Source organism: Blautia sp. AM23-13AC, from assembly GCF_003435675.1.
Classification (GTDB): domain Bacteria; phylum Bacillota; class Clostridia; order Lachnospirales; family Lachnospiraceae; genus Fusicatenibacter; species Fusicatenibacter saccharivorans.
In genome coordinates, this window is record NZ_QTUL01000002.1 from 329,908 (window position 1) to 354,558 (window position 24,651).

Annotated in this window: 17 protein-coding genes and 1 tRNA gene; 4 read left to right on the forward strand and 14 right to left on the reverse strand. The window is 47.4% G+C overall.

The annotated features are described in order from the left end of the window. Nucleotides 1-38: 38 nt before the first annotated feature. The 6 genes from DW642_RS03920 to DW642_RS03945 all read right to left on the reverse strand — a co-directional run bounded on the left by DW642_RS03920 (nt 39) and on the right by DW642_RS03945 (nt 9,173). Nucleotides 39-2,084, reverse strand: coding sequence for a glycoside hydrolase family 31 protein (locus DW642_RS03920; RefSeq protein WP_117509331.1), 2,046 nt, complete (start codon nt 2,082-2,084; stop codon nt 39-41). Nucleotides 2,085-2,211: 127 nt separating this feature from the next. Continuing rightward, nucleotides 2,212-3,882, reverse strand: coding sequence for an extracellular solute-binding protein (locus tag DW642_RS03925; protein ID WP_158554970.1), 1,671 nt, complete (start codon nt 3,880-3,882; stop codon nt 2,212-2,214). Nucleotides 3,883-3,937: 55 nt separating this feature from the next. Continuing rightward, nucleotides 3,938-4,849 carry a carbohydrate ABC transporter permease gene (locus tag DW642_RS03930; protein WP_055220601.1) on the reverse strand — a complete coding sequence of 304 codons (912 nt, stop codon included), beginning with the start codon at nt 4,847-4,849 and terminating at the stop codon, nt 3,938-3,940. Nucleotides 4,850-4,887: 38 nt separating this feature from the next. Further along, on the reverse strand, nt 4,888-5,772 hold the full coding sequence (locus DW642_RS03935; protein WP_242991120.1) for an ABC transporter permease: 885 nt from the start codon (nt 5,770-5,772) through the stop codon (nt 4,888-4,890). 310 nt (nt 5,773-6,082) lie between these two features. Continuing rightward, nucleotides 6,083-7,645, reverse strand: a complete 1,563-nt coding sequence (locus DW642_RS03940; protein ID WP_117509334.1) for a response regulator transcription factor — start codon at nt 7,643-7,645, stop codon at nt 6,083-6,085. Between the two features lie 115 nt (nt 7,646-7,760). After that, nucleotides 7,761-9,173, reverse strand: coding sequence for an amidophosphoribosyltransferase (locus DW642_RS03945; RefSeq protein ID WP_055227987.1), 1,413 nt, complete (start codon nt 9,171-9,173; stop codon nt 7,761-7,763). Between the two features lie 368 nt (nt 9,174-9,541). Between DW642_RS03945 and DW642_RS03950 the strand changes: the two genes are divergently transcribed. Next, on the forward strand, nt 9,542-10,729 hold the full coding sequence (locus DW642_RS03950; protein WP_117509335.1) for an MFS transporter: 1,188 nt from the start codon (nt 9,542-9,544) through the stop codon (nt 10,727-10,729). A 304-nt stretch (nt 10,730-11,033) separates the two neighbouring features. Here the strand turns inward: DW642_RS03950 and DW642_RS03960 are convergent, their stop codons facing one another. From DW642_RS03960 to pepF, 4 genes are all read right to left on the reverse strand, one after another. Continuing rightward, nucleotides 11,034-11,561 carry a flavin reductase gene (locus DW642_RS03960; RefSeq protein ID WP_117509337.1) on the reverse strand — a complete coding sequence of 176 codons (528 nt, stop codon included), beginning with the start codon at nt 11,559-11,561 and terminating at the stop codon, nt 11,034-11,036. Between the two features lie 525 nt (nt 11,562-12,086). Next, nucleotides 12,087-12,158 (reverse strand) — tRNA-Gly (locus DW642_RS03970). Between the two features lie 259 nt (nt 12,159-12,417). Then, nucleotides 12,418-13,182: a nitroreductase family protein gene (locus DW642_RS03975; protein ID WP_022462268.1), complete on the reverse strand. Its 765-nt coding sequence runs from the start codon at nt 13,180-13,182 to the stop codon at nt 12,418-12,420. Nucleotides 13,183-13,521: 339 nt separating this feature from the next. Continuing rightward, nucleotides 13,522-15,330, reverse strand: a complete 1,809-nt coding sequence (gene pepF, locus DW642_RS03980; protein WP_226906295.1) for an oligoendopeptidase F — start codon at nt 15,328-15,330, stop codon at nt 13,522-13,524. Nucleotides 15,331-15,532: 202 nt separating this feature from the next. Between pepF and DW642_RS03985 the strand changes: the two genes are divergently transcribed. The 3 genes from DW642_RS03985 to DW642_RS03995 are packed head-to-tail and all read left to right on the forward strand — an operon-like array spanning nt 15,533 to nt 17,428. Further along, on the forward strand, nt 15,533-15,910 hold the full coding sequence (locus tag DW642_RS03985) for a GntR family transcriptional regulator (RefSeq protein ID WP_022462266.1): 378 nt from the start codon (nt 15,533-15,535) through the stop codon (nt 15,908-15,910). Next, complete coding sequence (locus DW642_RS03990) at nt 15,903-16,601, forward strand: ATP-binding cassette domain-containing protein (protein WP_055227982.1); 699 nt, start codon at nt 15,903-15,905, stop codon at nt 16,599-16,601. Before DW642_RS03985 ends, DW642_RS03990 begins: the two co-directional genes overlap by 8 nt. Continuing rightward, a complete protein-coding gene (locus tag DW642_RS03995; RefSeq protein ID WP_055227981.1) occupies nt 16,595-17,428 on the forward strand; it encodes a hypothetical protein in 834 nt (277 codons plus the stop codon). Before DW642_RS03990 ends, DW642_RS03995 begins: the two co-directional genes overlap by 7 nt. A 73-nt stretch (nt 17,429-17,501) precedes the next feature. Here the strand turns inward: DW642_RS03995 and DW642_RS04000 are convergent, their stop codons facing one another. The 4 genes from DW642_RS04000 to DW642_RS04015 all read right to left on the reverse strand — a co-directional run bounded on the left by DW642_RS04000 (nt 17,502) and on the right by DW642_RS04015 (nt 24,646). Continuing rightward, nucleotides 17,502-19,766 (reverse strand): glycogen/starch/alpha-glucan phosphorylase, encoded by a 2,265-nt coding sequence (locus DW642_RS04000; protein ID WP_055227980.1) that lies wholly within the window; start codon nt 19,764-19,766, stop codon nt 17,502-17,504. A gap of 168 nt (nt 19,767-19,934) precedes the next feature. Further along, a complete protein-coding gene (locus DW642_RS04005; RefSeq protein WP_117509338.1) occupies nt 19,935-20,969 on the reverse strand; it encodes a LacI family DNA-binding transcriptional regulator in 1,035 nt (344 codons plus the stop codon). Between the two features lie 98 nt (nt 20,970-21,067). After that, on the reverse strand, nt 21,068-22,549 hold the full coding sequence (malQ, locus tag DW642_RS04010; RefSeq protein ID WP_117509339.1) for a 4-alpha-glucanotransferase: 1,482 nt from the start codon (nt 22,547-22,549) through the stop codon (nt 21,068-21,070). Nucleotides 22,550-22,987: 438 nt separating this feature from the next. Continuing rightward, the gene (locus DW642_RS04015; protein WP_117509340.1) at nt 22,988-24,646 is read right to left on the reverse strand and encodes a sensor histidine kinase; all 1,659 of its coding nucleotides are present in this window, start codon (nt 24,644-24,646) and stop codon (nt 22,988-22,990) included. Nucleotides 24,647-24,651: the final 5 nt, after the last annotated feature.

A 24,651-nucleotide genomic window follows, 5' to 3' on the forward strand; every position in this document is an offset into this window, starting at 1 on the left:
TTGCCGTTCGCCTGCTACCGGTGAGCGGTAACATTCTCTTATTCAGAGAAAATGTTCAGCAGCTTTTCTGCATCCGCTCCTTCTTTTACGAATACCGGAATAGTATCCAGCGGTGCAGCAACCGTTACGTTCTGTCCTCCCTCATACTTTTCTCCGGTCCATGCGTTAAACCATGCTGTTCCATCCGGGAGATAAACCTCGCGCTCCGTTACGTGATCCTCCATCACAGGTGCAACATAGAGATCCGGTCCGAACAGATAAGCGTCCTCCACATTCCAGCTTTCCTGATCGGCCGGAAAATCATAGAAAACAGGCCGCATTACCGGAGTTCCGTCCTCATGTGCTTTCTTCATCTGTGCCCGGATATAATCCCTCAGGCGCTCACGCAGAAAAATGTATTTTTTTGAAATTTCATATGCCTTATCGCCAAAGCTCCAGATCTCATTATCACTGCCGGAGCCGATCTGCTCTGCGCCGTAGCCCTCCTGTGGATTGCGGTTTCCATGCAGACGCATGACAGGACAGAAGCATCCGTACTCAAACCAGCGGATGTACAGACGATGGAAATCCGGGTCGTCGGTTCTGGCACCGTGGAAACCGCCAATATCGGTGGTCCACCACGGAATACCGGCAATCGCCATGTTAAGCCCTGCCTGTACCTGGCGCTGGAAGCACTCAAAGGAGCTTACAATATCGCCCGACCAGACAAGCGCACCGTATTTTGCACTGCCCGCCCAGGCGGAACGGATCAGGCTGATCGGCATCGCATCGCCCTCTGCTGTCATGCCGTCGTAGAACGCTTTCAGATAGTATTTCGGGTAAATATTTCCGACTTCCTGTACACTTCCGAGCTGATAGCGGTAGTTCTTGAAATCGTAAACGCTGTATTCCGGCTCTGCCACATCCAGCCAGAAGAGTTTTGCACCCTGATCGTAATAATTTTTCTTGATTTTTTCCCAGACATATGTTCTTGCATCCGGGTTGGTTGCATCGAAGAAGACTTCATTTCCACCACAGAGCATCGTCAGCGGTACACCGTGCTCCGTGCGAACCAGATAGCCTTTCTCTTTCATCTCCTCGAAGTTTTCGGAATAAATGTCAACGGTCGGCCATACCGACACAACAACCTGAATTCCCATCTCCTTTAATTCGCGGCACATGCCCGGCACATCCGGCCAGTATTTCGGATCAAATTTGAACTCGCCCTGCTTCGTCCAGTGGAAGAAATCGACGACAATTACATCAAGCGGCACGCCAAGCTCTTTGTATTTTCTTGCTACAGACAGAAGCTGTTCCTGATTCCAGTAGCGGAGCTTACACTGCCAGAAGCCCATGCCATATTCCGGCATCATCGGCGGTTTTCCGGTCAGCGTCATATAATTCTCCTCGATCTCGGCAGGCGTATCACCTGCAATCACAAGATAATCGATTTCTTTCCCGGATTCCGTTACCCATTCCGTTCCATTATTCGCAAACATCACCTGTCCGACGCCCGGATTGTTCCATAAGAAGCCGTAGCCGATACTGGAAAGATAGAACGGAACACTGACCTGTGAGTTTCTCTGTGCCAGCTCCAGCATACAGCCCTTCAGATCCAGCTCATGCTGCTGATACTGTCCCATTCCGAAGATTTTCTCACCTTTTCTTGCTACAAACCGCGCTACAATACGGAAATTATCCCCGACGCCGTTGCTGTACTCGCGTCCCATGATGTTGAGCGGCATGCTTTCCTCATCGCGCAGACGGCGGAAATGCTCCTTTAACAGAACTCTTCCATCCTCATGATAGAACGTAATGACGCTGCCGGAATCGATCACTGCATGAAGCTTTCCATTTGTGATTTTTCCGTAGGAAGTATCCGTTCCCTCATACATATTGGCAAAGGCTCCGCCTTTTGCTGATGGATCCTCAAAGATTTCAACCTCTCCCGCATGCGCGTCCTTTGCTTCCAGCGCCCAGTCACGGCCGGTAAAGCTTCGATTTTTTGTCGCGCGTACACGCAGTGCATCTTTCCCCCACGCTTCGATGCAGACGGTCTCGCCATCGTAGGAATAAATTAACTTACCCTCTTTTTCCAAAAACATGTAAAAATCCTCCTTTTGTCAAAAACGGCAGGTCATTTCTGGCCTGCCGTTTCTCCTGCTGTTTTGCACCTCAGACATTGATCCGCCGGATCAACGCCTGCTTCTTACAGGTAATGTTATTTTCTGTTTATTTTGCCAGATTTTCTTTGTATGCATTGTAAGCATCTGTCTGAATCTGGAGGAACTCGTCAATACCCATAGCTTTCAGCTGATCGATGTAGGAATCCCATTCATCATCGATGCCGCCGTCTACTACCCAGTGTGCATACTGTGCTTCTACATATTTATAGATATCGGTTCCGATTGCCGTGATTCTGGAAAGGTCTTCGTCAGTGTACTGAACCATCGGGAATCCACAGTTTTTCTCAGTATCAACGTATTTCTCATTGATTGCATCATCGGCCAGTTTGACACCATCGCCCTGATCCTCCGGAAGAGAAACTTTGTCATAGAAATCCTCGTTCATGTATTTTGGTCCGAAGTCACGGAGGGAATTGGACCATGCGGAAGTATCCAGAGAAGATCCATCGCTTGGCACATCTACATTGTAGGTTCCGTCGCCATTGTCTGTGATCTGGCTTCCGATCGTACCATAGAAGGTCTGTAACGATGCAAGATCGGTATAAAATTCATCTGCCCATTTCAGCAGAGTGTCAGGATCTTTACAGTCTTTGGAGATCATGAGCTCACGGTCGGAGATATCAAGGTAATTGGTTGCTGCTTCTACGTAGTGATTTCCATCGTAGCCTTCTACTGCCTCAAGGGTCTTAAACTGATCTACGTTCGGGCCAACCTGAGCATCTGCAGTCCATCCAAAGATAAGACCTACCTGAGAACCGCCATCTGCCTGCTGTTTTGCTGTCTGCATAGAGCCGTCCTGTGTGAAGTACTCAGGGTCAACAACGCCCTCTTCCCATAACTGACGCATCCATTTTACTGCTTCTTTGTAATTTTCTTCCATCGGCATGAAGACCGGTTTTCCTTCGCCATTCAGTCCCATGTAGTTTCCGTCACGGCTTACCATGGTTCCGAACGGGGAAAGGATGTGGCGCAGATCACCGCTTAACAGTCCGCTGCTTGCCGCATTTGTGATACCGATCTCGTTGGTCGGATCGCCATCGCCGTCAGCATCTTCTGTCGCAAATTTAACAAGAACCTCTTCCAGTTCTTTATAGGTCTTCGGTGTTTCCAGTCCTAAGTTATCCAGCCATTCCTGGTTGATGCACATAACATCGCCGCAAACCTTCGGACGAAGCGGAAGCTTCTTCGGTAAGCTGTAGATTCTTCCGTCACGGCTGGTGCAGACTGCTTTCAGTTCCGGATCAGCCTCAAAGGCTGCTTTCAGGTTTGGCATATCTTTTTCGATCAGATCTGTCAGATCCAGGAATGCCGATTTGTTCTGTGCCATATCTGCCTGTGTTAAGCAGATGGAGCCAAGAAATGCATCCGGGAGGTCTCCGGAAGCCAGCAGCAGAGATTTCTGCTCGGACCAGTCACTGTTGTAATAAACCTGCCAGTCGATGTTGATATTCATCTTGTCCTCGATTTCTTTCATGACGCCTTCATGCAGGAAATCGGTCGGCCAGGTATCGGTCCATCTTACCGTTGCAATCTTATAGGTTGGGCGGTCACTGGTATCTGTCGTGTCACTGGCAGAAGATTCTGTCTTGGCAGAGCTTGCTGCAGTGCTTCCACTCGTACTTTCCGTTCCTCCATTGCTTCCACATCCTGCAAGCAGTCCAGCTGCCATTGCGGCCGAAAGAGCAACGCTCCAGGCCATTTTTGTTTTCTTTCGCATCATCATCTCTCCTTTATGATTTTTTATTTGCAATACTTCTCTCCTGTCCGCAGGATCAGCCTTTTAGTGATCCGAGCATAACACCCTGATTGAAGTATTTCTGCACTAACGGGTACATACACATGATCGGCGCGGAGGAAACCACGATGATCGCGTATTTGATGAGGTCGGCCATCTGCTTTGCCTCAACAGCTGCAGCGCCGGTACTCATGGCACTCATGGTCTGATTGCCGACCAGAATGCTTCGAAGGACAATCTGCAGCGGCTGCAGACTTTCGCTTCGGATATAAATCAATGCATTAAAGTAGGAGTTCCACTGTCCTACTGCTGCCCACAGGGCAATAACAGCGATAACGGCTTTGGAAAGCGGAAGCACAATCTTGAAGAAGAATCCAAGGTATCCACATCCATCCAGCTGCGCCGCCTCCCAGAGATCCTCCGGGATACTGTTGTTGAAGAACGTTCGTCCTACGATGATGTAATACGTTACAACGGAGAACGGAACAACCATAACCCAGAAGGTGTCCAGCAGATGAAATCTCTGTACTGCCAGGTAGGTTGGGATCAGACCGCCGGTGAAGAACATCGGGATCAGGTAAAATGCTGTGAAAAATCTTCTTCCATACAAATGCTTTCTGGAAAGCGCGTAGGAAGCCGGAATATTGACAACGAGTGTCACAAGCGTTCCCATAATTACGTAAGCAATCGTATTACGGTAGCCGGTCCACAGCTTTGCATAGCTCGCCAGCTGTTTGTATCCTTTGAAGTTAACTCCTTTTGGAAGGAACATAATCTGTCCGTTGGATACGGCTGCCGGATCACTGAACGATGCAATGACGATGAAGTACATCGGATACAGGGTGATGATGATCAGAAGCACGCCGATCGTATACAGGATGATATCGAAAATCCAGTCTTCTCTGGATTTCTTTACTTTATTTGTTGATACTGCTTTTGCTTTACTCATATCTTTGCTCTCCATTCCTATGTAGGCTCAAAATTCTGTCAGATCAGTGAGGTATCACTCATTTTACTGGAAATGAAGTTGACTGCCAGAAGAAGAACCAGGTTGATAATGTTGTTAAACAGGCCAATTGCAGCGGAAAGGCTGTACTGGCTGCTCACAAGGCCCATCTTATACACATAGGTGGAAATGATCTCACTTGAGGTACTGTTCAGTGTATTCTGCAGCAGGTAAACCTTCTCAAATCCAACGCTCATAACGCTTCCCATTCTCATGATAAACATGATGGTTGCCGTCGGCAGCAGAGCCGGAACGTCGATGTGGATCATTTTGTGCCATTTGTTGGCGCCGTCCATCGTTGCCGCTTCATACAGGGTCGGGTCTACAGAGGAAAGTGTTGCGATATAGAGGATACTGTCCCATCCTACATGCTGCCATGCCTCAGACCATACATAAATGTGCGGGAATGCTTTTGCACTTCCCATCAGGTTCGGGAGCTTGAATCCAAGCAGTCCGACCAGCTTTGCGATAATACCTGTACTTGGGGAAAGAAACAGGATCAGCATTCCGGCCATAACAACGGTGGAGATGAAGTGCGGCAGATAGGTTGATACCTGGAAGAATTTTTTAAACTTCTGTGCCTTCATCTGGTTAACCAGCAGTCCCATGATAACCGGAAGCGGGAATGTTACCGCGATGGTGTAAAGACTGATGATAATTGTGTTTTTAATGGTCAGACCGAACTGATAGGAGTTAAAGTACTGTTTGAAGTATTTCAGTCCAGCCCAGCTGCTTCCCATAATTCCATCCGCAGGTGTAAAGTTTTTAAATGCAATCACAATTCCGTACATCGGGTAGTACGTAAACAGTGCAAAAATGATAATAGAAGGAATCATCAGTAAATATAATGGCCTGCTTCTTCTCACTCCCTCTACAAATCCTATGGAACTCTTCTTTTTAGTTTTACTATGGTTGGCGCTCACATATCATCCCTTCTTTCCTTTAAATTTTTCGTAACTGTTCAGAGTCCCATCTCGATTTTTCTTCCATTTCGCATGGCTCTGAATCGTTACAATTTTTCTTTTTCATGCTCTCGTTTCAACCGATGAACATATTATACAAAAAAGAGGGGCGTTTTTCTATCATTTTCCGGCAGTCTGTATATTAAAAAAGAGATGTCTTTTCACATCTCTTTTTTAATCAGAACGTTTTTTTGTTATTGACATCGTTTTTTTGTTATTTTTGTCTACTCCGGTACTCATTTGGTGTACATCCGACCAGCTCCCGGAACGTTTTACTGAAATAAGAAAAATTTCCATAGCCGACTTCCATCGCAATTTTGCTAATCGGAAGCGATGAACTGCGCAAATACTCCTTTGCCCGCTCAATGCGCCGCTCAGCAATATAATTCGGAAGCGACATTCCCGTTGTTTTCATAAAAATTTTGGAAACGTAGTCCTCTGAGAGGAACACTTTTCCTGCAAGCACGGATCTTGAAAGATCCTCGTTCAGATTCTGTTCGATATAGTCTTTTAGCTGCTCCACCACATTGTCACTGCGGGATTCGTTCTTTTTCTGACCTTCCAGCACATCAAACAGATAATCGATGAACGCATGGGCACCTACCACAGAGAGAACCGCCTCTCTCCGTTTCGTTTCATACTCTTCACTGTCAAAAATCTGTCCGAAAACGATATTGCTCTCTTTTAAATAAACATATATATTCTGTATCATTTCTTCAAAAAAACGACTTGTGAAATCTTTTCGCAGACCGCCGCTTTTCTCACGCTTTTTCAGATATTCCTGCAGCTTTTCCCGCACAGCCGCAAGGGAATCGGATCGCTCCATCTCAGCCAGATACGTTTTCCACGGCACTTCCTGATAATCACGCTCTACGAAGGACCAGCGTGTCTCATACAGAATCCCTGTTTCATCCGGCACTACATACTTTTCCATCTCTTCGAGCTGATCGCGGCTCTTTGAAATCTCATCCAGTACCGCCGGTTTTCCCATGTACATGCAGAATCTTGCCGGAAACGCACCCGCCAGACAGGTCCGCAGTTCTGCCAGTTCCTCCTGCGTTCCCATCGCACTTCCGTGATTTCGCAACACAACTGCCCATTCCAGATCGCTGACATGTACCACGGTTTCCAGTTTCATTTCTGTTGTTTCCACATATTCCGTCAGAACATTTGTAATCACAAAATTATATAAGCTGATCTCCTTTTTATAATGTTCCTTATCCGGAATTTCCAGTACCCGCAGCAGAATCAGACGGAAGGTCTCATTCGGAGTACAATATCCGCTCTTTTTTGCCCTTTCAATCCAATACTCCTCCTGCAGACACTGAACCAGAAGATCCTCCCAGAATTGCTTTTCATTCTCTCCTTTTTTCTCCTGTTTCTTCTGTTTTTGATGTTTTTCCTGCACAATCCCGACAATTCTGCGCAGCGCTGTTTCCAGATCCACATTGGAAATCGGTTTTAACAGATATTCCCTTGATGACAGCTTCAGCGCCATCTGCGCATACGCGAAATTTGCATAGCTGCTCAGGAAGGTACATTCAATATCCAGCTTTTTGTACCGGATCCATTCCAGAAGCTCCAGCCCGTTGCCCTGTGGCATATCAATGTCACACAGCAGCATTTCAATCGGATACTCTTCCAGCAGCTTCTGCGCCTGGCGGATGTTGTTTGCCGTAAATACCATATCAATTCCAATTCCGCTCCAGTTGACGGTTTCTTCCAGCTTTTCCACCAGAAGCTTATCATCATCTACAATCAGAATACTAATTCCCATAGGTAAGCCTCCAATATATTTTTTCTGTTTTTCTTCTTTTTCCTACAGAAAAAAGCCAGCCGACAGACTCTTATTTTTCTGTCAGCTGGCCTGTTTAAAAACCATTATAACCTGTTTATTCTTTTCCGTCAAAGCAATAGGTACACATTTTGCATTTCGGCAGTCCGATCGACTCTACCAGATCGTCCAGACGGTGATACCTAAGGCTGGTGAAATTCTGACGGCGGCAGATTTCCTGGCACATGGACTCGTAGCGGTCGCTGGTCGGATCTGCATACTCTTCCAGTACTTTCTCTGCGTTTTCTCCCTCTTTTTCCAGAATAATCCGTCTGGTGATCAGATCCAGCTCGGATTTGGAGCGGGAGAAATTCAGGAATTTGCAGCCATACAACAGCGGCGGGCACGCCGGGCGGACATGAACTTCTTTTGCACCGCTCTGATATAAAAATTCCGTTGTCTCACGGAGCTGCGTACCGCGCACGATGGAGTCGTCGATCAGCAGCAGTTTTTTCTGATCGATCAGTGCCTGCACCGGGATCAGCTTCATTCGGGCAATCAGATTTCTCTGTTCCTGATTTGTCGGCATAAAGGAGCGTGGCCAGGTCGGGGTATATTTGATGAATGGTCTTGCAAACGGAACTTTGGACTCATTCGCATAGCCGATTGCATGGGCAATTCCGGAATCCGGCACGCCTGCAATGAGATCCGGGTGGACATTGCTTCCCGCATCACGTTTGGCAAGCATGGCACCGCAGTGATACCGCATCTCCTCTACATTGATCCCCTCATAGGACGCAGTCGGGTAACCATAGTAAACCCACAGGAAGGAACAGATCTTCATCTCCTCCTGCGGCGGCACGAGCATCTCGACGCTCTCCGGCGTAATAAAGTCAATCTCACCCGGTCCGAGTTCATGGTAATCCGTGTAACCCAGGTTCAGATATGCAAAATTTTCAAAGGATGCGCAGTACGCTCCCTCTTTCTTTCCAATAACAAGCGGGGTGCGGCCTTTTTTATCGCGCGCAGCGTAGATGCCGTCTTTTGTCAAAAGCAGCAGCGTCATGGAACCGTCAACAACATCCTGCAGATGGCGGATGCCCTCCGGAATCGTCTTTTCACTGCAGATCAGAGATGCCGCAAGCTCGGTTGCATTGATCTGACCGGTGCTCATCTCCTGGAAATGGGTGCGGCCGTTGCCGTAAACCTCTTTTAAAAGCTGATCCATGTTGTTGATTTTTCCAACCGTGGTAATCGCAAAGCTTCCAAGGTGTGACTGGATCAAAAGCGGCTGCGGTTCATAGTCGGAAATGCAGCCAATGCCGAGGTTTCCCTCCATTTCTTCCACATCACGCTCAAATTTTGTACGGAACGGTGAATTTTCAATGTTGTGGATAGCACGTGAAAAGCCATTTGCTCCGTATGTCGCCATACCGCCTCTTCTTGTTCCGAGATGTGAGTGATAGTCTACTCCATAAAACAGTTCCAGTGTACAGTCTTTTCTTGATGCAACTCCAAAAAAGCCTCCCATTTCTTGTCTACCTCTCTTTGTGTATTTTTTCGCCCTTGTGTTCTCTTAAATATGAATGCCCCGGCAAACCGGGATGCCCGGTTACTGTTCACCGATGCGGGAACCGCAACCAGTCTTCTTTTAGTGTACCACGATCTTCTCCGTACTGTAAAGTACAACTAATAAATTTGATATAAAAAATAATCTACATTAATAAATAAATTTACAGCTTTTTCCACAAAGATTTTACTGTAAAATCCAAAAAAGAAAGTATTGATTCTTTTTATCGGTTATGATACTTTAAAACTGCTTATGAATCTTGGTTTTGCGTTAAACGCAAGAAAACGATTCATTCTTATTTTATCTTTTCTTAAGAGGAGGTTTTTACCATGGTTTCACTTTTGTTACCAGTCATTTATCTGGCATTCATCAGTCTCGGACTGCCGGATTCTCTGCTCGGCTCAGCGTGGCCGGTCATGTATCAGGAGCTTGGAACTTCTGTTTCTTCTGCCGGCATCATTTCTATGATTATTGCCGCCGGAACAATCGTATCCAGTTTGAACAGCGACCGTCTGAATACCCGCTTCGGCACCGGAAAAATCACGGCAGTAAGCGTTCTCACAACAGCAGTGGCGCTGTTTGGATTCTCCGTCAGCCACTCTTTTCTCGCCCTCTGCCTCTGGGGTATCCCCTATGGCCTCGGCGCCGGAAGCGTGGACGCAGCCCTGAACAACTACGTTGCCCTGCACTATAAAGCCCGCCATATGAGCTGGCTGCACTGTATGTGGGGCGTCGGATGCAGCACGGGGCCGGTCGTCATGGGATATGCCATCAATCATTCCACCTGGAACAACGGCTACCGTACCATCGCATTGTTTCAGATTGTGCTGACTCTGATTTTATTTTTCAGTCTTCCGCTCTGGCAGAAGCCATCTGCTGATGCTTCTGCAGATGAGACCTCCGTTCCGGAACAGAGAAGTTTTTCCCGCCTGATCCGCGTTCCCGGTGTCAAAGAGGTTCTGACCTGCTTCTTCTGCTACTGCGCGGTAGAATCTACTGCCGGCATGTGGGCTGCAAGCTACTGTACTTTGTTCCGCGGCATCGATGCAAAGCGTGCGGCAAGCTGGGCAAGCCTGTTCTACGTTGGCATCACGATCGGACGGTTCTTCTGCGGTTTCATCACAATGAAATTAAATGACCAGAAAATGATCCGGCTCGGACAGGCTGTGATCGCAGTCGGCACGATTCTGATGCTGCTGCCGCTTGGCGATTCCCTTCTGTTTATCGGCCTGATCCTGATCGGACTTGGCTGTGCGCCGATTTATCCTTCCATCATTCACGAGACACCGGCAAACTTCGGTGCCGACTTAAGCCAGGGAATCATCGGCATCCAGATGGCCTTTGCTTACGTCGGAACCTGCCTGATGCCGCCGGTTTTCGGCGTTCTCGGCCAGCATATTTCCTTCGGACTGTATCCGGTATTCCTGATGGCCATTTTGATTCTGATGGTTGTAATGGCAGAGCGGATGCACCGCGTAACGGCGGAAAAGAGAAATTCTTATAAAGCCAACTATTAATCCAATTATTCTGCAGCAGAATGGTCCCCTTGGATCAAACTCTGATATACTGCGTACAAAAAAGTACATCTGATCAGGTTACTCCCTGATCAGATGTACTTTTTGTAAATTTCGGAAATTTTTTCAAGCACGCTCCGCTTCAAACTCTTTCACCACATCCTCCAGCAGGTTTCTGATCTGCAGGTGCTGCAGACATACTTTCTCACATTTTCCGCATTTCACGCAGTCTGATGCCTTTCTGCCCGGTGCAGTATATACAAGATTGTGATAAGAAATACTGATACATCACGCCAATTTTCCTGTTTCATTCCTCAATCATGCCAAAGACATCTTCAATCTCGCCCATATACAGATAATGGAGATCGCCATCTTTATATAAAGTATCGCGCGTAAATTCCGGCAGATCTTCTTTCTCCATTCTGACCGCATAGATTTTTTTGCAGACAAAGGTCAGCTCTGCCTCTTCAAATCCAACCGCATTTCCCAGCATCTTCGGTGTCAGACTGGTCAGACTGATCTTATCCGGCACATCATTTCCCGATTTTGATCCCAGGATTCCAAGATCCTTCCGATATTTCTCTGGAAAAAAGCAGACCGTAAACTCGTCTTCCTTCTGCAGAATCTGATGCGTCCGGCGGCTTTCCCGGATAAATACGGTAATGATCTGCTTTCCTTTCTTTGGCGGTCCCCAGATCGTCCCCATCGTACCCCATCCGATCGTCATCGTATTATACTCCCTTGGCGTACCCGCAGTACACAAACCCCAGCGGTCATCAAAAATAGAAAACACATCATACTTTGCGGTTTTAAAATTCTCCATCGTAATGTTCATACTACATTCCCCTTTCGCTGATTTGCTTTGTTATCCTTAGCATACCGTACGGTAGTAACTACCGGGCAAGAACTTTTTTTCGAAGCCTTGAATTTTTATAAAAACAGGGAATTTTTTTATTTTAGAAATAAGAATTGTATGTTATACTAATGAACGTTGCCACTCCCAGACAGGCAGAGAAGGGAGGGTTGACAGTGCAAGAACTATTCATTTCATTTCATTTTTTCTTTCCGTTATGGCAAGTATAGTAGCCTACTATATCTGCAAATGGCTGGACGGTAAGAAATAACTGGCAGCCAGCCTAAGGTTTAAGCCGCCTTGCCCAAAAGGCACAGAAAGCCCCACGAGTTGCAGCTCGTGGGGCTTTTGTTGACTTTGCAAGCCATTCATTTCATTGCCTATCGGCATTATAGCATATGAAAATTTAAAATGCAATATTCTTAAGTTTTAAAAATAAGATTTCTTTTTCATCTATTTTTCCACAACGCAAAAACCGGAATGCTTACACATTCCGGTTTCCAGTAGAGCGCGAGACGGGATTCGAACCCGCGACCCCAACCTTGGCAAGGTTGTACTCCACCCCTGAGCCACTCGCGCATTTTTCATTTTTTATCTTGTTAAGTGCTCGCTGCACCTTACAAATGATACTATACAGGAACTTCCCTCATTTGTCAACACTTATTTTCAATTTTTTTCAAAAAAATCAAAAAACATCTACGATTCACCCAATTTTCGCCCTTCTGGCGGATCCAGCCGCTTTACCACCGTCCCCACCGTCAGACCTCGCGTGGCTTCGTACCTGCATCGCAGGTACGAAGCCGCACGAGGTCGTCCGAGGTCGTCCGTCCTTTCTCCCCTAAGCCTTCAGAATCGCGCTCAGCACATACTGATTATTTGAGAAGTTTTTCTGCGAAATATCCCCGAGTCTGATCAGGTCAACATCCAGCCACAGCTCCTCTGCTGCCACCATCATATTTGCAAACATAATCCCGAAATTCACCTCATCCCACTTCCGAAGCTTCTCCACACTGTGCTTCTTCGAGAAAATATGAATCCTGTTATCATACACCACAAATCTCCACGGCTGGCTGTTCATACTGGATGGCGACAGTCTCGCCGCTTCCAGCATCTGCGTCATCCACTGCCGCGGCACCTCTTTGAACACACAAAGATCCTCCAGCGGCAGTCTCTTTGCTTCACTTTGCCGTCTCGTATGCGAACCATGACTCTTACCAAAAGCGACGATCCCCACCAGCCGCTTTCCGTTCTTCTCAAGTTCCGCCTTTTTCACACGATTACTTCCGATAAAGCAGGTTCCCAGTCCGATACTGCACAGATACAGCACCATCTGTTCCATAATATAACCCACGTTCATCAGATATCGTTCTGACTCCTCCGAATAAAAAGCCATATAATACGGTGCCTTCACACTGAACATACTGAGCATTCTCTCCTGCCCTTTTCTGTTGTCCAGAATCGCCATATCCACACCGATGCCCGAAAACAGTGCCGGCATCTCCTTATAATGCTCCCAAATCTTATCCAAAGTCTGCGGCGGAAGCGTATCAAAACAATAATTCCTTACTGATTTTCTAACAAAAATAGCCTCATATAAATTCATACTCTCACCCTTACTTCATCTGCTATCCGTCTGTTTTTGTTACAGTTCACTGCTGAATGAACAGTAATATTTCTTTCATAGCCGGCCGCGGCCCGCTCCCCATTTTTACAGGAGCAAAGCCGCATTCCGAAAAATTTACGTTTAATCTTCCGCATTCGACAGAAATACGGAAATTCTCCCTCTTAATCGCAAATATTTTTCAATTTCCAGCTCATCCATTTTTACTCTGTAATAATATTGTAACATATCCAAAAACTTTTTCAAGGGAAAAACGCGCCAAATTTTGTATATTTTTCACACATATTTCCCATCAAATTTATGCAACTTTAAAACCTGTGCTTACGCTTCCGCGGTCAGCTTCTCCAGCTCCTCCACATAAGAAGCAAACACATCCAGCGCCTCTTCCACCGGCTCCGGCTTCGTCATATCGACGCCGCAGATCTTCAAAAGGTCAATCGGATCCATCGAGCAGCCGCCGCTTAAGAACTGTTTGTACTTCTCCACGATACCCGGCTCCCCTGCCAGGATCTTGCTGCTGATCGCAATCGCCGCCGAAAATCCCGTTGCATACTGATATACATAGAACGGTGTATAAAAATGCGGAATTCTCGCCCATTCCAGCGCGATCTGCGGATCCGAAATCATATCCGGTCCGAAATACTCCTTGTTGATCGACAGATACAGCTCCGAAATACCGTCCGCCGTCAGCGTGCCTTCCTCTGCCATCTTCTCATGAATCCGCTTCTCAAACTCCGCAAACATCGTCTGGCGGAACACCGTTCCCTTAAACTGATCCAGGAAATAATTCAGCAGGAAAATCTTCTCCTCTTTTTCTTTCGCATGCTTCAGCAGATAGCGGATCAGCAGTGCCTCGTTGCAGGTTGATGCCACCTCAGCGACAAAGAGGCGGTACTCCGCATACGTAAACGGCTGCGTATGGTTCGAATACCAGGAATGCAGCGAATGGCCCATCTCATGCGCCAGTGTGAAGACCGAATCGATATTTCCGTTAAAGCTCATCAGCACATACGGATGGGAATCGTAAGAACCCCAGGAGTAAGCACCGCTCTTTTTTCCTTCGTTCTCATAAACATCCACCCAGCGCTCCGAAAAGCCCTTGTCCAGCAGTGCCACATAATCATCCCCGAGCACGGCAAGCGCTTTCTTCACGATCTCGATCGCCTGCTCATACGTATATTTCTGCTCGTACTCTTTCGTCAGAGAAACGTAAACATCATACATATGAAGTTCATCCACACCGAGCAGCTTTTTACGCAGTGCCACGTAGCGGTACATCGCCGGCATTTTTGCATGAATCGCCTCGAGCAGCTTGTCGTAAACCGAAACCGGGATATTTCCGCCATCCAGCGATGCAGCCAGTGCAGATGGATATTTTCTTACATCTGCAAAGAATGCGGCCTGTTTCAGATTGGCACCGAACGTTGCGGCGAGCATGTTTTTGTGTTTTTCATACTCCGCATAATACTTCTCAAACGCTTCTTTTCTGACCCGGCGGTCCTTCGACTGTAAAAATCCGACGAAGGTGCCGTGGCTCAGTGGAACCTGATTTTCCTCTTCATCCGTGACCGGCTGGAATCTGAGGTCTGCGTTCGAAAATGCCGAAAAAATCTGATCCGGGCTGGATGCCATCTCTCCGGCTTTTGCAAGAACCGCCTCCATCTCCGGCGAGAGAATGTGCTCTTTCTTGCGGAAATTTTCTTTTAATATGCGATCGTACAGACGGAGCGGCTCATATGCTTTTTCAAATTCTGTAACCGTCTCCTCGTCAAGCTCCAGGATCTCCGGCTCTACGAAAGAAGAGGCATCCGCAAGAACAGCCATCATGCTGTCCATCTTTCCGGCATAGCCCTGATACTTCTGATTTCCCATATCCTGGTGATATTTCTGGCTTGCATAGACATACAGGCTGGAAAAGACGCGGCTGATGTCATCAAGACCGGAAAGAACGTCATACAGCGCTTCTGCACTCTCTTTCATTGTTCCCTGTTTTGCGCGGAACGCTTCTATTTTCTTCGCAAGCTCCTGCTCTGTTTTCTCAAATTCTTCATCACTACCAAACAAACTCGAAAGATCCCAGCAGTACGCCGGATCCATCTCTTCTCTTTTTTTCAGTTTAATTTCTGCCATATTTCTCCCTTCATCCATCTTTTTAGACGGAACTATTTCTGCGGTTTTTCTTCTAATACTAATGTGCCGCACTTACGCTTAGTTTACCACAATTTAACCTCTAAATCTAAAATTTTTTCTTAATTTTCTTGACAAATCCATAAACCGATTGTATGATTGTACTATCAAATTAATACAGTAGTACAAAAGGAGTGAATGCCATATGCCATGGAATCTTGATTCCTCGCGGCCGATCTATCTGCAGATCATCGAGCGGGTACAGATGGACATCATCACCGGGCGCTATCAGCCGGGCGATAAGCTTCCGTCCGTCCGCGATCTCGCGCAGGAGGCCGCCGTCAACCCGAACACAATGCAGAAAGCGCTTTCCGAACTGGAACGCAGCGGACTGATCTATTCCCAGCGGACCAGCGGACGCTTTATTACCGAAGATAAGGAGTTGATTCATCAGATGAAAAAAGAACTTGCCGCCGCAGAAGTATCTGCTTTTGTTGCCCACATGAAACAGCTCGGCATAACCCCGGAGGAAATCCGGCAGCTACTTGCCGAAACGATTGAGGAGGAAGAAAATCATGAGTGAACTTGTAACGTGTAAAGACCTGACGAAGCGCTTCGGAAACCACACCGCGCTCGATCATCTCAACCTTTCCCTGGATTCCGGGAAAATTATCGGACTGCTGGGGCCCAACGGAAGCGGAAAGACGACGCTCTTAAAGCTGCTGAACGGACTGCTGACCCCGAGTGAGGGTGAAGTCCTCATCGCCGGAAATCATCCCGGTATTGAGACAAAACGGATCGTCTCCTATCTGCCGGATAAAATGTATCTCGGCAGCTGGATGCGCGTCTCGGATCTTTTAACGTATTACAGCGATTTCTTTGAGGACTTTGACATGTCCCGCGCCAATGCCATGCTGGAATCCTTAAAAATCAGCCCGAAGGACCGTTTGAAAACGATGTCGAAGGGAACGAAAGAGAAAGTCCAGCTCATCCTCACGATGAGCCGCCGCGCAAAGCTCTACTGCCTCGACGAGCCGATTGCAGGCGTCGATCCGGCAGCACGCGATTACATTTTATCTACGATTTTAAACAACTACGAACCAGACGCATCCATCCTCATCTCAACACATCTGATTTCCGATGTCGAAAATATTCTCGATGAGGTCATCTTTATCCAGGAGGGCCAGTTAAAACTGCACGCCTCGGTTGAGGATATCCGGATGCAGGAGGGTGAATCGATTGATTCTTATTTCAGGGAGGTATTCAAATGTTAAAAAAATGTCTGAAACATGAGTGGAAAGCATGCTGGAAAAACATGGCGCTGCTGAACGGTGCCGCCATTTTCATGGGCGCTCTCGGAGGCTCCGGATTCCTCTTTTCCCAGATTTCTGAGCTGCCGGATCTGCTGATCGTCCTCTATCTGTTTGCATACGTTTTGATTGTGATCGCCGCATCCGTCATGACACAGGTGCTGATGATCCAGCGCTACTATAAAAATCTTTTTACCGACGAAGGGTATCTGACCAACGTCCTTCCGGTATCGGCAACGGATCATATTCTCTCCAAAATGCTGGTTTTCGGCGCATGGAGCATCTTAAACGCACTTTCCGTTCTCGCTTCCTTCGCTTTTTTGCTTCTGCCGTACGCAATCCGGTATTTTACCGCAAACACCCTGCTTTTTTACAACAAGGCCATGACCTTTTCCAATTTTCTGTCCTATCTCTGGGCACAGATTACCTGTGTTGCCGATGCTGCTTTTTCCCTGATCGGCATCACGAACCACATCGGTATGGCACTGTTTTCCATCGTTGGCTTCTTCGCTTCGCTGTTCTTTGGCATTCTTCTGTTCTATGCCGCCATCAGCATCGGAAGCCTGGTATCCAGCCACAAAATTCTGACGGCTGTCCTCTCTTACATCGGCATGACTACCGTGATCCAGATCTTCGGCGGAATCAGCATCGTCCGTGTTTTCCAGGACTCCACACCGACTGCTGTGGTTACCACATCCTCGGTTTCCACACTTATCATCACCGTGGTGCTCTGCGTTGTTCTGTTCCTGATCTGCCGCTATATCTTAAGCAGACGGCTGAATCTTTCATAAAAATTGCATTAAAAAGCGCCGCCGCGGACGAACCGAATCGTCTGCGGCGGCGTTTTGTATGCATGTTCTGCACTTATGCCAGATGCCAGATATCCTCGTTGTACTGTGCAATGGTACGGTCGGAGGAGAAGAAGCCTGCTTTTGCGATGTTGATCAGGCACTTCTTGTTCCATGCATCTTTGTTCTCGTAGTCTTTGTATACTCTTTCTTTTGTCTTGATGTACTCTTTCAGGTCGAGCAGCGTCATGAACCAGTCTTTGTTCAAGATCTCTTTGTAGAGTCTCTCCAGGCAAACCTTGTCGCCGATAGCAAGAAGCTCATCGCTGACGATGAAATCAACCAGCTTTGCAATCTCCGGATCTTCGTCATAGATGTCTTTTGAGCAGTAAGCAGCATCTGCGTACAGGTCGATGACATCCTGCGGTTTCTTTCCGAAGATGTAGATGTTCTCTTTTCCGACAAGATCGCCAATCTCAACGTTTGCACCGTCTTCTGTTCCAAGCGTCAGGGCACCGTTCAGCATGAATTTCATGTTTCCGGTTCCGGAAGCCTCTTTGGATGCCAGGGAGATCTGCTCGGAGATATCTGCTGCCGGGATCACCTTTGCAGCTTTTGATACGTTGTAGTTCTCAAGCATAATCACTTTGAAGTACGGGCTTACCTCAGGATCGTTATCAATCAGCTCCTGCAGGCACAGGATCAGATGGATGATATCTTTTGCGATGATATAAGCCGGTGCAGCCTTTGCACCGAATACCATGGTGATCGGGGTTTTCGGCTTGTTGCCGCTCTTGATATCCATGTATTTGTAAATAGCGTACAGGGCGTTCATCTGCTGGCGTTTGTACTCATGAAGACGTTTTACCTGTACATCGATGATGGAATTTTCATCCAGCGCGATATTCTGTGTCTCATACAGGAACTGTTTGAGATCCAGTTTGCGGTTGTGTTTGATCTCCTCAAGTTTTGCAAGAACCTTCTTGTTGTCTTTGTATTTGAGCAGTTTTTCCAGCTCGTCGGCATCTTTTTTGAATCCCGGTCCGATCAGGCTCTCGATATACTGTGCCAGTTCACGGTTGCAGTGCAGCAGCCAGCGGCGGAAAGTGATTCCGTTTGTCTTGTTGTTGAATTTCTCCGGATAAATATCGTAGAACGGTTTCAGCTCGGAGTTTTTCAGGATCTCGGTGTGCAGTGCTGCAACGCCGTTAACAGAAAATCCGTAGTGGATATCCATGTGTGCCATGTGGACGCGCTGATCCTTGTCGATGATCGCTACTTTCTCATCTTTGTATTTCTTCTTTGCCTGTGCGTCCAGCTCGTGGATAATCGGCATCAGGTGCGGAACAACCTCCTCGAGGTAATCGATCGGCCATTTTTCCAGTGCCTCTGCCAGGATGGTGTGGTTGGTGTAAGCACAGGTCTTGCTTACAACATCGATGGCTTCCTGCATGGTAAAGCCTCTCTCCTGCAGCAGACGGATCAGCTCCGGAATGACCATGGACGGATGAGTATCGTTGATCTGGATCACAACGTGATCATACAGCTTATGCAGATCGTAGCCCTTCTGCTCGCACTCCATCAGGATGAACTGTGCGCCGTTGCTGACCATGAAATACTGCTGGTAGATACGAAGCAGCTGTCCGGCACGGTCGCTGTCATCCGGGTAGAGGAACAGTGTCAGGTTTTTCTGGATCTGATGCTTGTCAAAGTTGATGCTGTCTGATGGAACGATACTCTCGTCTACCGTATCTACATCGAACAGATGCAGACGGTTACAGCCATTGTTGTAACCCGGTACGTCGATATCATACAGGGTAGAATGCATTGTGAAGTTTTTATACGGAACTGCAAAGGATACCGGCTGTCTGACGAGCCAGCTCTCATTTGTGATCCATGGATTTTTCACTTCTTTCTGTTTGTGGTCGACCAGAAGCTGGCGGAACAGACCGAAGTGATAATTAAGGCCGATACCGTCTCCCGGCAGGCCAAGCGTTGCGATAGAATCAAGGAAGCATGCTGCCAGACGGCCGAGACCTCCGTTTCCAAGGGACGGCTCCATTTCCATCTCCTCGATCTCGGTCAGCTCTCTTCCGTGAGCTGCAAGTGCTTTTTCAACTTCCTCGTACATGCCAAGGTTAATCAGGTTATTGGACAGCAGTTTTCCGATCAGAAACTCTGCTGAAATATAATACAGCTTCTTACTTCCGGTGTTTCTTTTGCGACCTGCCATCTCCTGTTTGGTGATAACCATCAGGGCTTCAAAGATTTCGCTCTTTGTGCAGTTGTCCAGATCTCTTCCAAAACGCTCTTTTAAGATTGCCTGAATTCTTTCTTCCATTTTTTTCTCCTCGTATTGCTGTGGATAAATTCCCACAGTGTCATTTAGTTGCGCTGCCATTCCAGATTTCCTGCAATTGGCAGCTTTCGCAGTTCCATTCAAAGCTTTTCCCTGAATGGGACGGTTCACTTCTGAATCACTTTTGGGGGCAGCGAAACAGCAAATATTTTACTGCTGCGCGATCCGCGACTTTGTGGATTCCCTTACGACGAGTTCCCCATCGTATACTTTGCTGCAGGGTTCTTCTTTTCCTGAAATTAAGGAAAACAGCATTTTCGCCGTCTCTGCGGCAAGCTGCTCCACCGGCTGGCGGATCGTTGTGATACTGGGTATATAATACTCTCCCGCATCAATTCCGTCAAATCCGGCAACGGAAATATCATCCGGCACGGTAAGCCCGGCCTCTTTTAAGGCACGGCACGCACCGATTGCCAGCGTATCCGCGGTGGCATACAGCGCGGAAAACTCCGTCTTTTTTTCCAGAATTTTTTTTGTTATCTTGTACCCTGTGGCGAAAGAATACGTGTCGTCCTTCGTCATATGAAATACCAGATCAGGGTCATAAGGTATCCCATGATCCAGTAAAGCCTGGCGGTACGCATTCAGACGGAGCCGTCCGATACTGATGTCGTCCTCGCAGGCGGTAATGATGGCAATGCGCCGGTGCCCGAGACCACAGAGATAATCTACCATCTTATAGCTTTCCCTGTAGTCATCGACCGATACGCTCGCGCACGGTTTTCCTCCGTCTGAAACCGCCCCGATTGTACTGATCACGTACGGAACCGGGATCTGCGCCATTTTCTCATGCGGATGCGTAAAGTTTCCGCCGAGGAAAATGATGCCGCGCAGCCGTTTTTCTTTGACGATCTCGATCGCGGAGTCTACCTCATTTGCCTTTTCCTCGACTCGCTCAATAATGCAGGCGTATTTCTTTTTTCGCACAACCTCTTCAATCACACTGATCATGTTGTTGAAGAACATGTTGTCCATGCCTTTTACCAGAATGGCAATCGCTTTCGCATTCGACCGCTTCAGGTTTCTGGCACTGTTGTTCGGTACGTAATTCGATTCAGCAATCACCTTTAAAATCATCTCTTTTGTTTCCGGATTGATGTCCGGATGATTGTTCATCGCTCTCGATACGGTACTCACGCCTACCTTACATTTGCGGGCAATGTCCCTGATTGTTACCTGTTCCATATTCTGCAGGCCTCTCCTTTAAACTCTGTACCTGTTCTGCCGGAATCTCTTCCGGCTTGTTTCCCCGGCCTGTTTTGCTTTCTTTCCAGCGCGTGTTTTTATTTTGCAATACGTGCTGTAATCTGTGTCAGCCGATGAATTCTCTTTGCCATTTCCGATGTAAACTGTCCCGGAAGCAGGCGCCATTTCCAGTTATTTCCAAGTGTAGACGGATAGTTAATTCTTGCCTCCGTGCCAAGGCCTAAAAACTCCTGCATCGGAGTGACAGCCAGATTTGCCACGCTCTCCATTGACATGCGAATGAAATCCCACGGGAGTTCCTCGTCGGTACTCTTTGCATTTCCCATATACTCTTTGGAGAATTCGCGGTCTTCCTCACTCATGACATAATACCATCCAAGAATCGTATCGTTGTCGTGCGTTCCGGTGTAGACAACACAGTTTCTCTCGTAATTGTGCGGCAGATAATCACTCTCCTCACGGGAGTCAAAAGCAAACTGCAGCACCTTCATACCCGGATAGCCGGATTCTTTCACCATTTCGATCACGCTCTCGGTAAGATATCCCAGGTCTTCTGCGATGACATCCACATCGCCGAGCTTTTCTTTGACGGTGTTGAACAGATCCATGCCCGGTCCTTTTTCCCAGTGGCCGCGCTCTGCCGTCTGATCACCGAACGGGATGGAATAATATTCATCAAATCCGCGGAAATGGTCGATGCGGACAGTATCGTACAGTTTAAACACGTGAGCCAGACGTAACAGCCACCATGCATAACCTGTGCTCTTATGATAGTCCCATTTGTATAACGGGTTGCCCCAGAGCTGTCCGGTTGCGGAGAACGCATCCGGCGGGCATCCGGCAACTGCTTTTGGCTGGTTGTCCTCATCAAACTGGAACAGAACCGGATTTGCCCAGGTATCGGCACTGTCAAATGCAACATAAATCGGAATATCACCGATGATACGGATACCCTTTTCATTTGCGTATGCCTTCAGTGCTTTCCACTGTTTCAGGAACATAAACTGCTGGAATTTGTAAAATGCAATCTCCCCGGCAAGCTCTTCCCGTTTCTGATTCAGTGCTGCTTCTTCTCTGTCCTTTAATTCTGCCGGCCACTCACTCCAGCTGATTCCGCCGAGTGCATCCTTAATCGCCATATACAGCGCATAATCCTCCAGCCAGTAACCATTTTCCGATACAAATGCATCATATACGTCATCTGCCGCAAATCTTTCAAATGCTTTTCTGAGTACTTTGAAACGGGACAGATAAATCTTTTCGTAATCAATATACTCTGCATTGTCGCCGAAATCGCACGCATCACACTCTTCTTCTGTCAGAAGTCCCTCTTTTACCAGGGTCTCCAGATCAATAAAATATGGATTTCCTGCAAAAGTAGAGAACGACTGGTACGGCGAATCTCCATATCCCGTCGGTCCAAGTGGAAGAATCTGCCAGTAGCTCTGGCCGGCCTCCTCCAGGCGATCCACAAATTCATATGCTTCTTTCGAAAAACATCCGATTCCATATCGGGACGGCAGCGAAGCTACCGGAAGTAAAATACCACTTGCTCTCATTTTTTAACCCTTTCTCCTTGTCGTTTTTTCTATCCATCCGACCCCACAAATACATAATTCCTGTTCACGGATACGCAGCAAATTGTAACTTATGCAACCCCTATAGCCAGCTCATTTTGTTTCGTAAAAACAGGGCTGTCGGTATCTCGTCTGTATTTCCGGAAACGGTGTCGGTAACGTTTCCGGAACTCGTTATATTTACAATACCATACTCTGCATCAAAAAACAACCCCCAACCCCCTTATCATATTTACCAAATATTGAATACTCTGTTTATTCAAAACAACGAATTTGCATTTTTGTAACGATACAAGCCATACATAAAAAGACAGCATGCGGGGACGGAACCGCTTTGGGCACTTAAAAATCATGAATTTTTCAAGCCTCCCATATAGGTTCTGTCCCCGCATGCTGTCTTTTGCGTTATCTGTTTTTCACTTAAAACTCCAGAATTATCTTTGTTCCGGTTCCAAGCGTACTCTCAATTTTAATCTTTGCATCATGAAGAATCGCTCCATGCTTCACAATGGAAAGTCCAAGTCCCGTACCTCCCGTTTCACGGGAATGACTCTTATCTACACGATAGAACCGTTCAAAGATCCGCTCCTGATCTTCCTTTGCAATTCCGATTCCGGTATCTGCCACAGATACCACTGCCCGTCCGTTTCTTCCGCGGGAAACCGTCACTTCGACCTCACCGTCCCTGCGGTTGTACTTGATCGCATTGTCGCAGAGATTGTAGATCATCTCATAAAGAACCTGCCGTGCACCTTTGATCCGGCAGCTCTCTCCTCTCAGTGTCATCTTCACCTGCTGCTCCTTTGCCCGTATGGAAAGATGTCCCTCGACATCACGGCAGATCTGCATCAGATCCACTTCCTCCATCGGGATCGACTGGTCGTTCTCGTCCAGTCTGGACAGCTTGATAATATCCTCGACAAGAGAGCTTAACCTGCTCGCCTCACTGTGGATTCTTCCCGCAAATTTTGGAATATCCTCCGGTTTCACCATGTTATTTTCTATGATCTCCGCATATCCGGAAATCGACATCAGTGGTGTTTTCAGCTCATGTGACACATTGGCAGAAAACTCACGGCGCATCACCTCCGCTTTCTGTTTTTCTGTCACATCCAGCACCAGGATGACCGCACCGGATACAACACGGTCCACACGCACCGGATTAGCAAGAAGCTGATAGACTCTTCCGTTTAATTCCAGCATCCGCTCCTCGGAACTGCCCTCCAGAGCATGATCCAGCGCCTCCTTCAGCTGCTCATTGCGGCTGACTGTCACAATATTGTGATTGATGCACTCCTCTGCCGTCACATCAAACAAATTCTGTGCCGAGCGGTTGATGGAGAGTACAACCGACTGGTTTGTCACGATCAGACCATCCTTCATATATTCCGTGATGGCAAGATACTCCTCCTGATTATGGCGGAGCTCCTCCATCTGCTGCTGGATCTGCTTCTGCTGCTGATGAATTCTGCCAAGCAGCGGACTCAATTCCTCATACGCTTTGTTGTCCAGCGGATGATTCAGATCAATCTCATTGATCGGCTTTACGAGTGCCTTTGTCATATGGCTGACCATCATCAGCTCTACGACAAGAACTGCCGCAATCAGCACAGCCACAAGCCATATATTCCGCAGCATCACACCGAACACACTGTCCGTTGTCAGGGAAACACGGATGATTTTTCCATTGTCCAGGCGCAGTGCCGTATAATATGTTTTGCTCCGCAGCGTTTCGGAATAACGGGAAATATTGCTTTCCCCTGTCTTTTCTGCCTCAATCACCTCCGGCCGCCCGGAATGATTTCCCATCATCTTCGCATCCTCAACCGAATCAAACAGAACAGTTCCGTCTGTGTCAATCAGGGTGACCCGGCTTGCTGTAATCTTTCCGGCCGGTTTATCCAGACTGTCATCACCCATCTTGTCCAGAAAATACCTGTAATACTCACATTCATTTCTCACCGAAACACGAAGCTGCTCCGCCGTATTGTTGTACATTGCCCAGCTCATGGTGAAAAAAGTCAGGATAATCGCAGCGATAATCAACGCTCCCGCATGTTGAAAGACTTTTTTACGCATCTTAC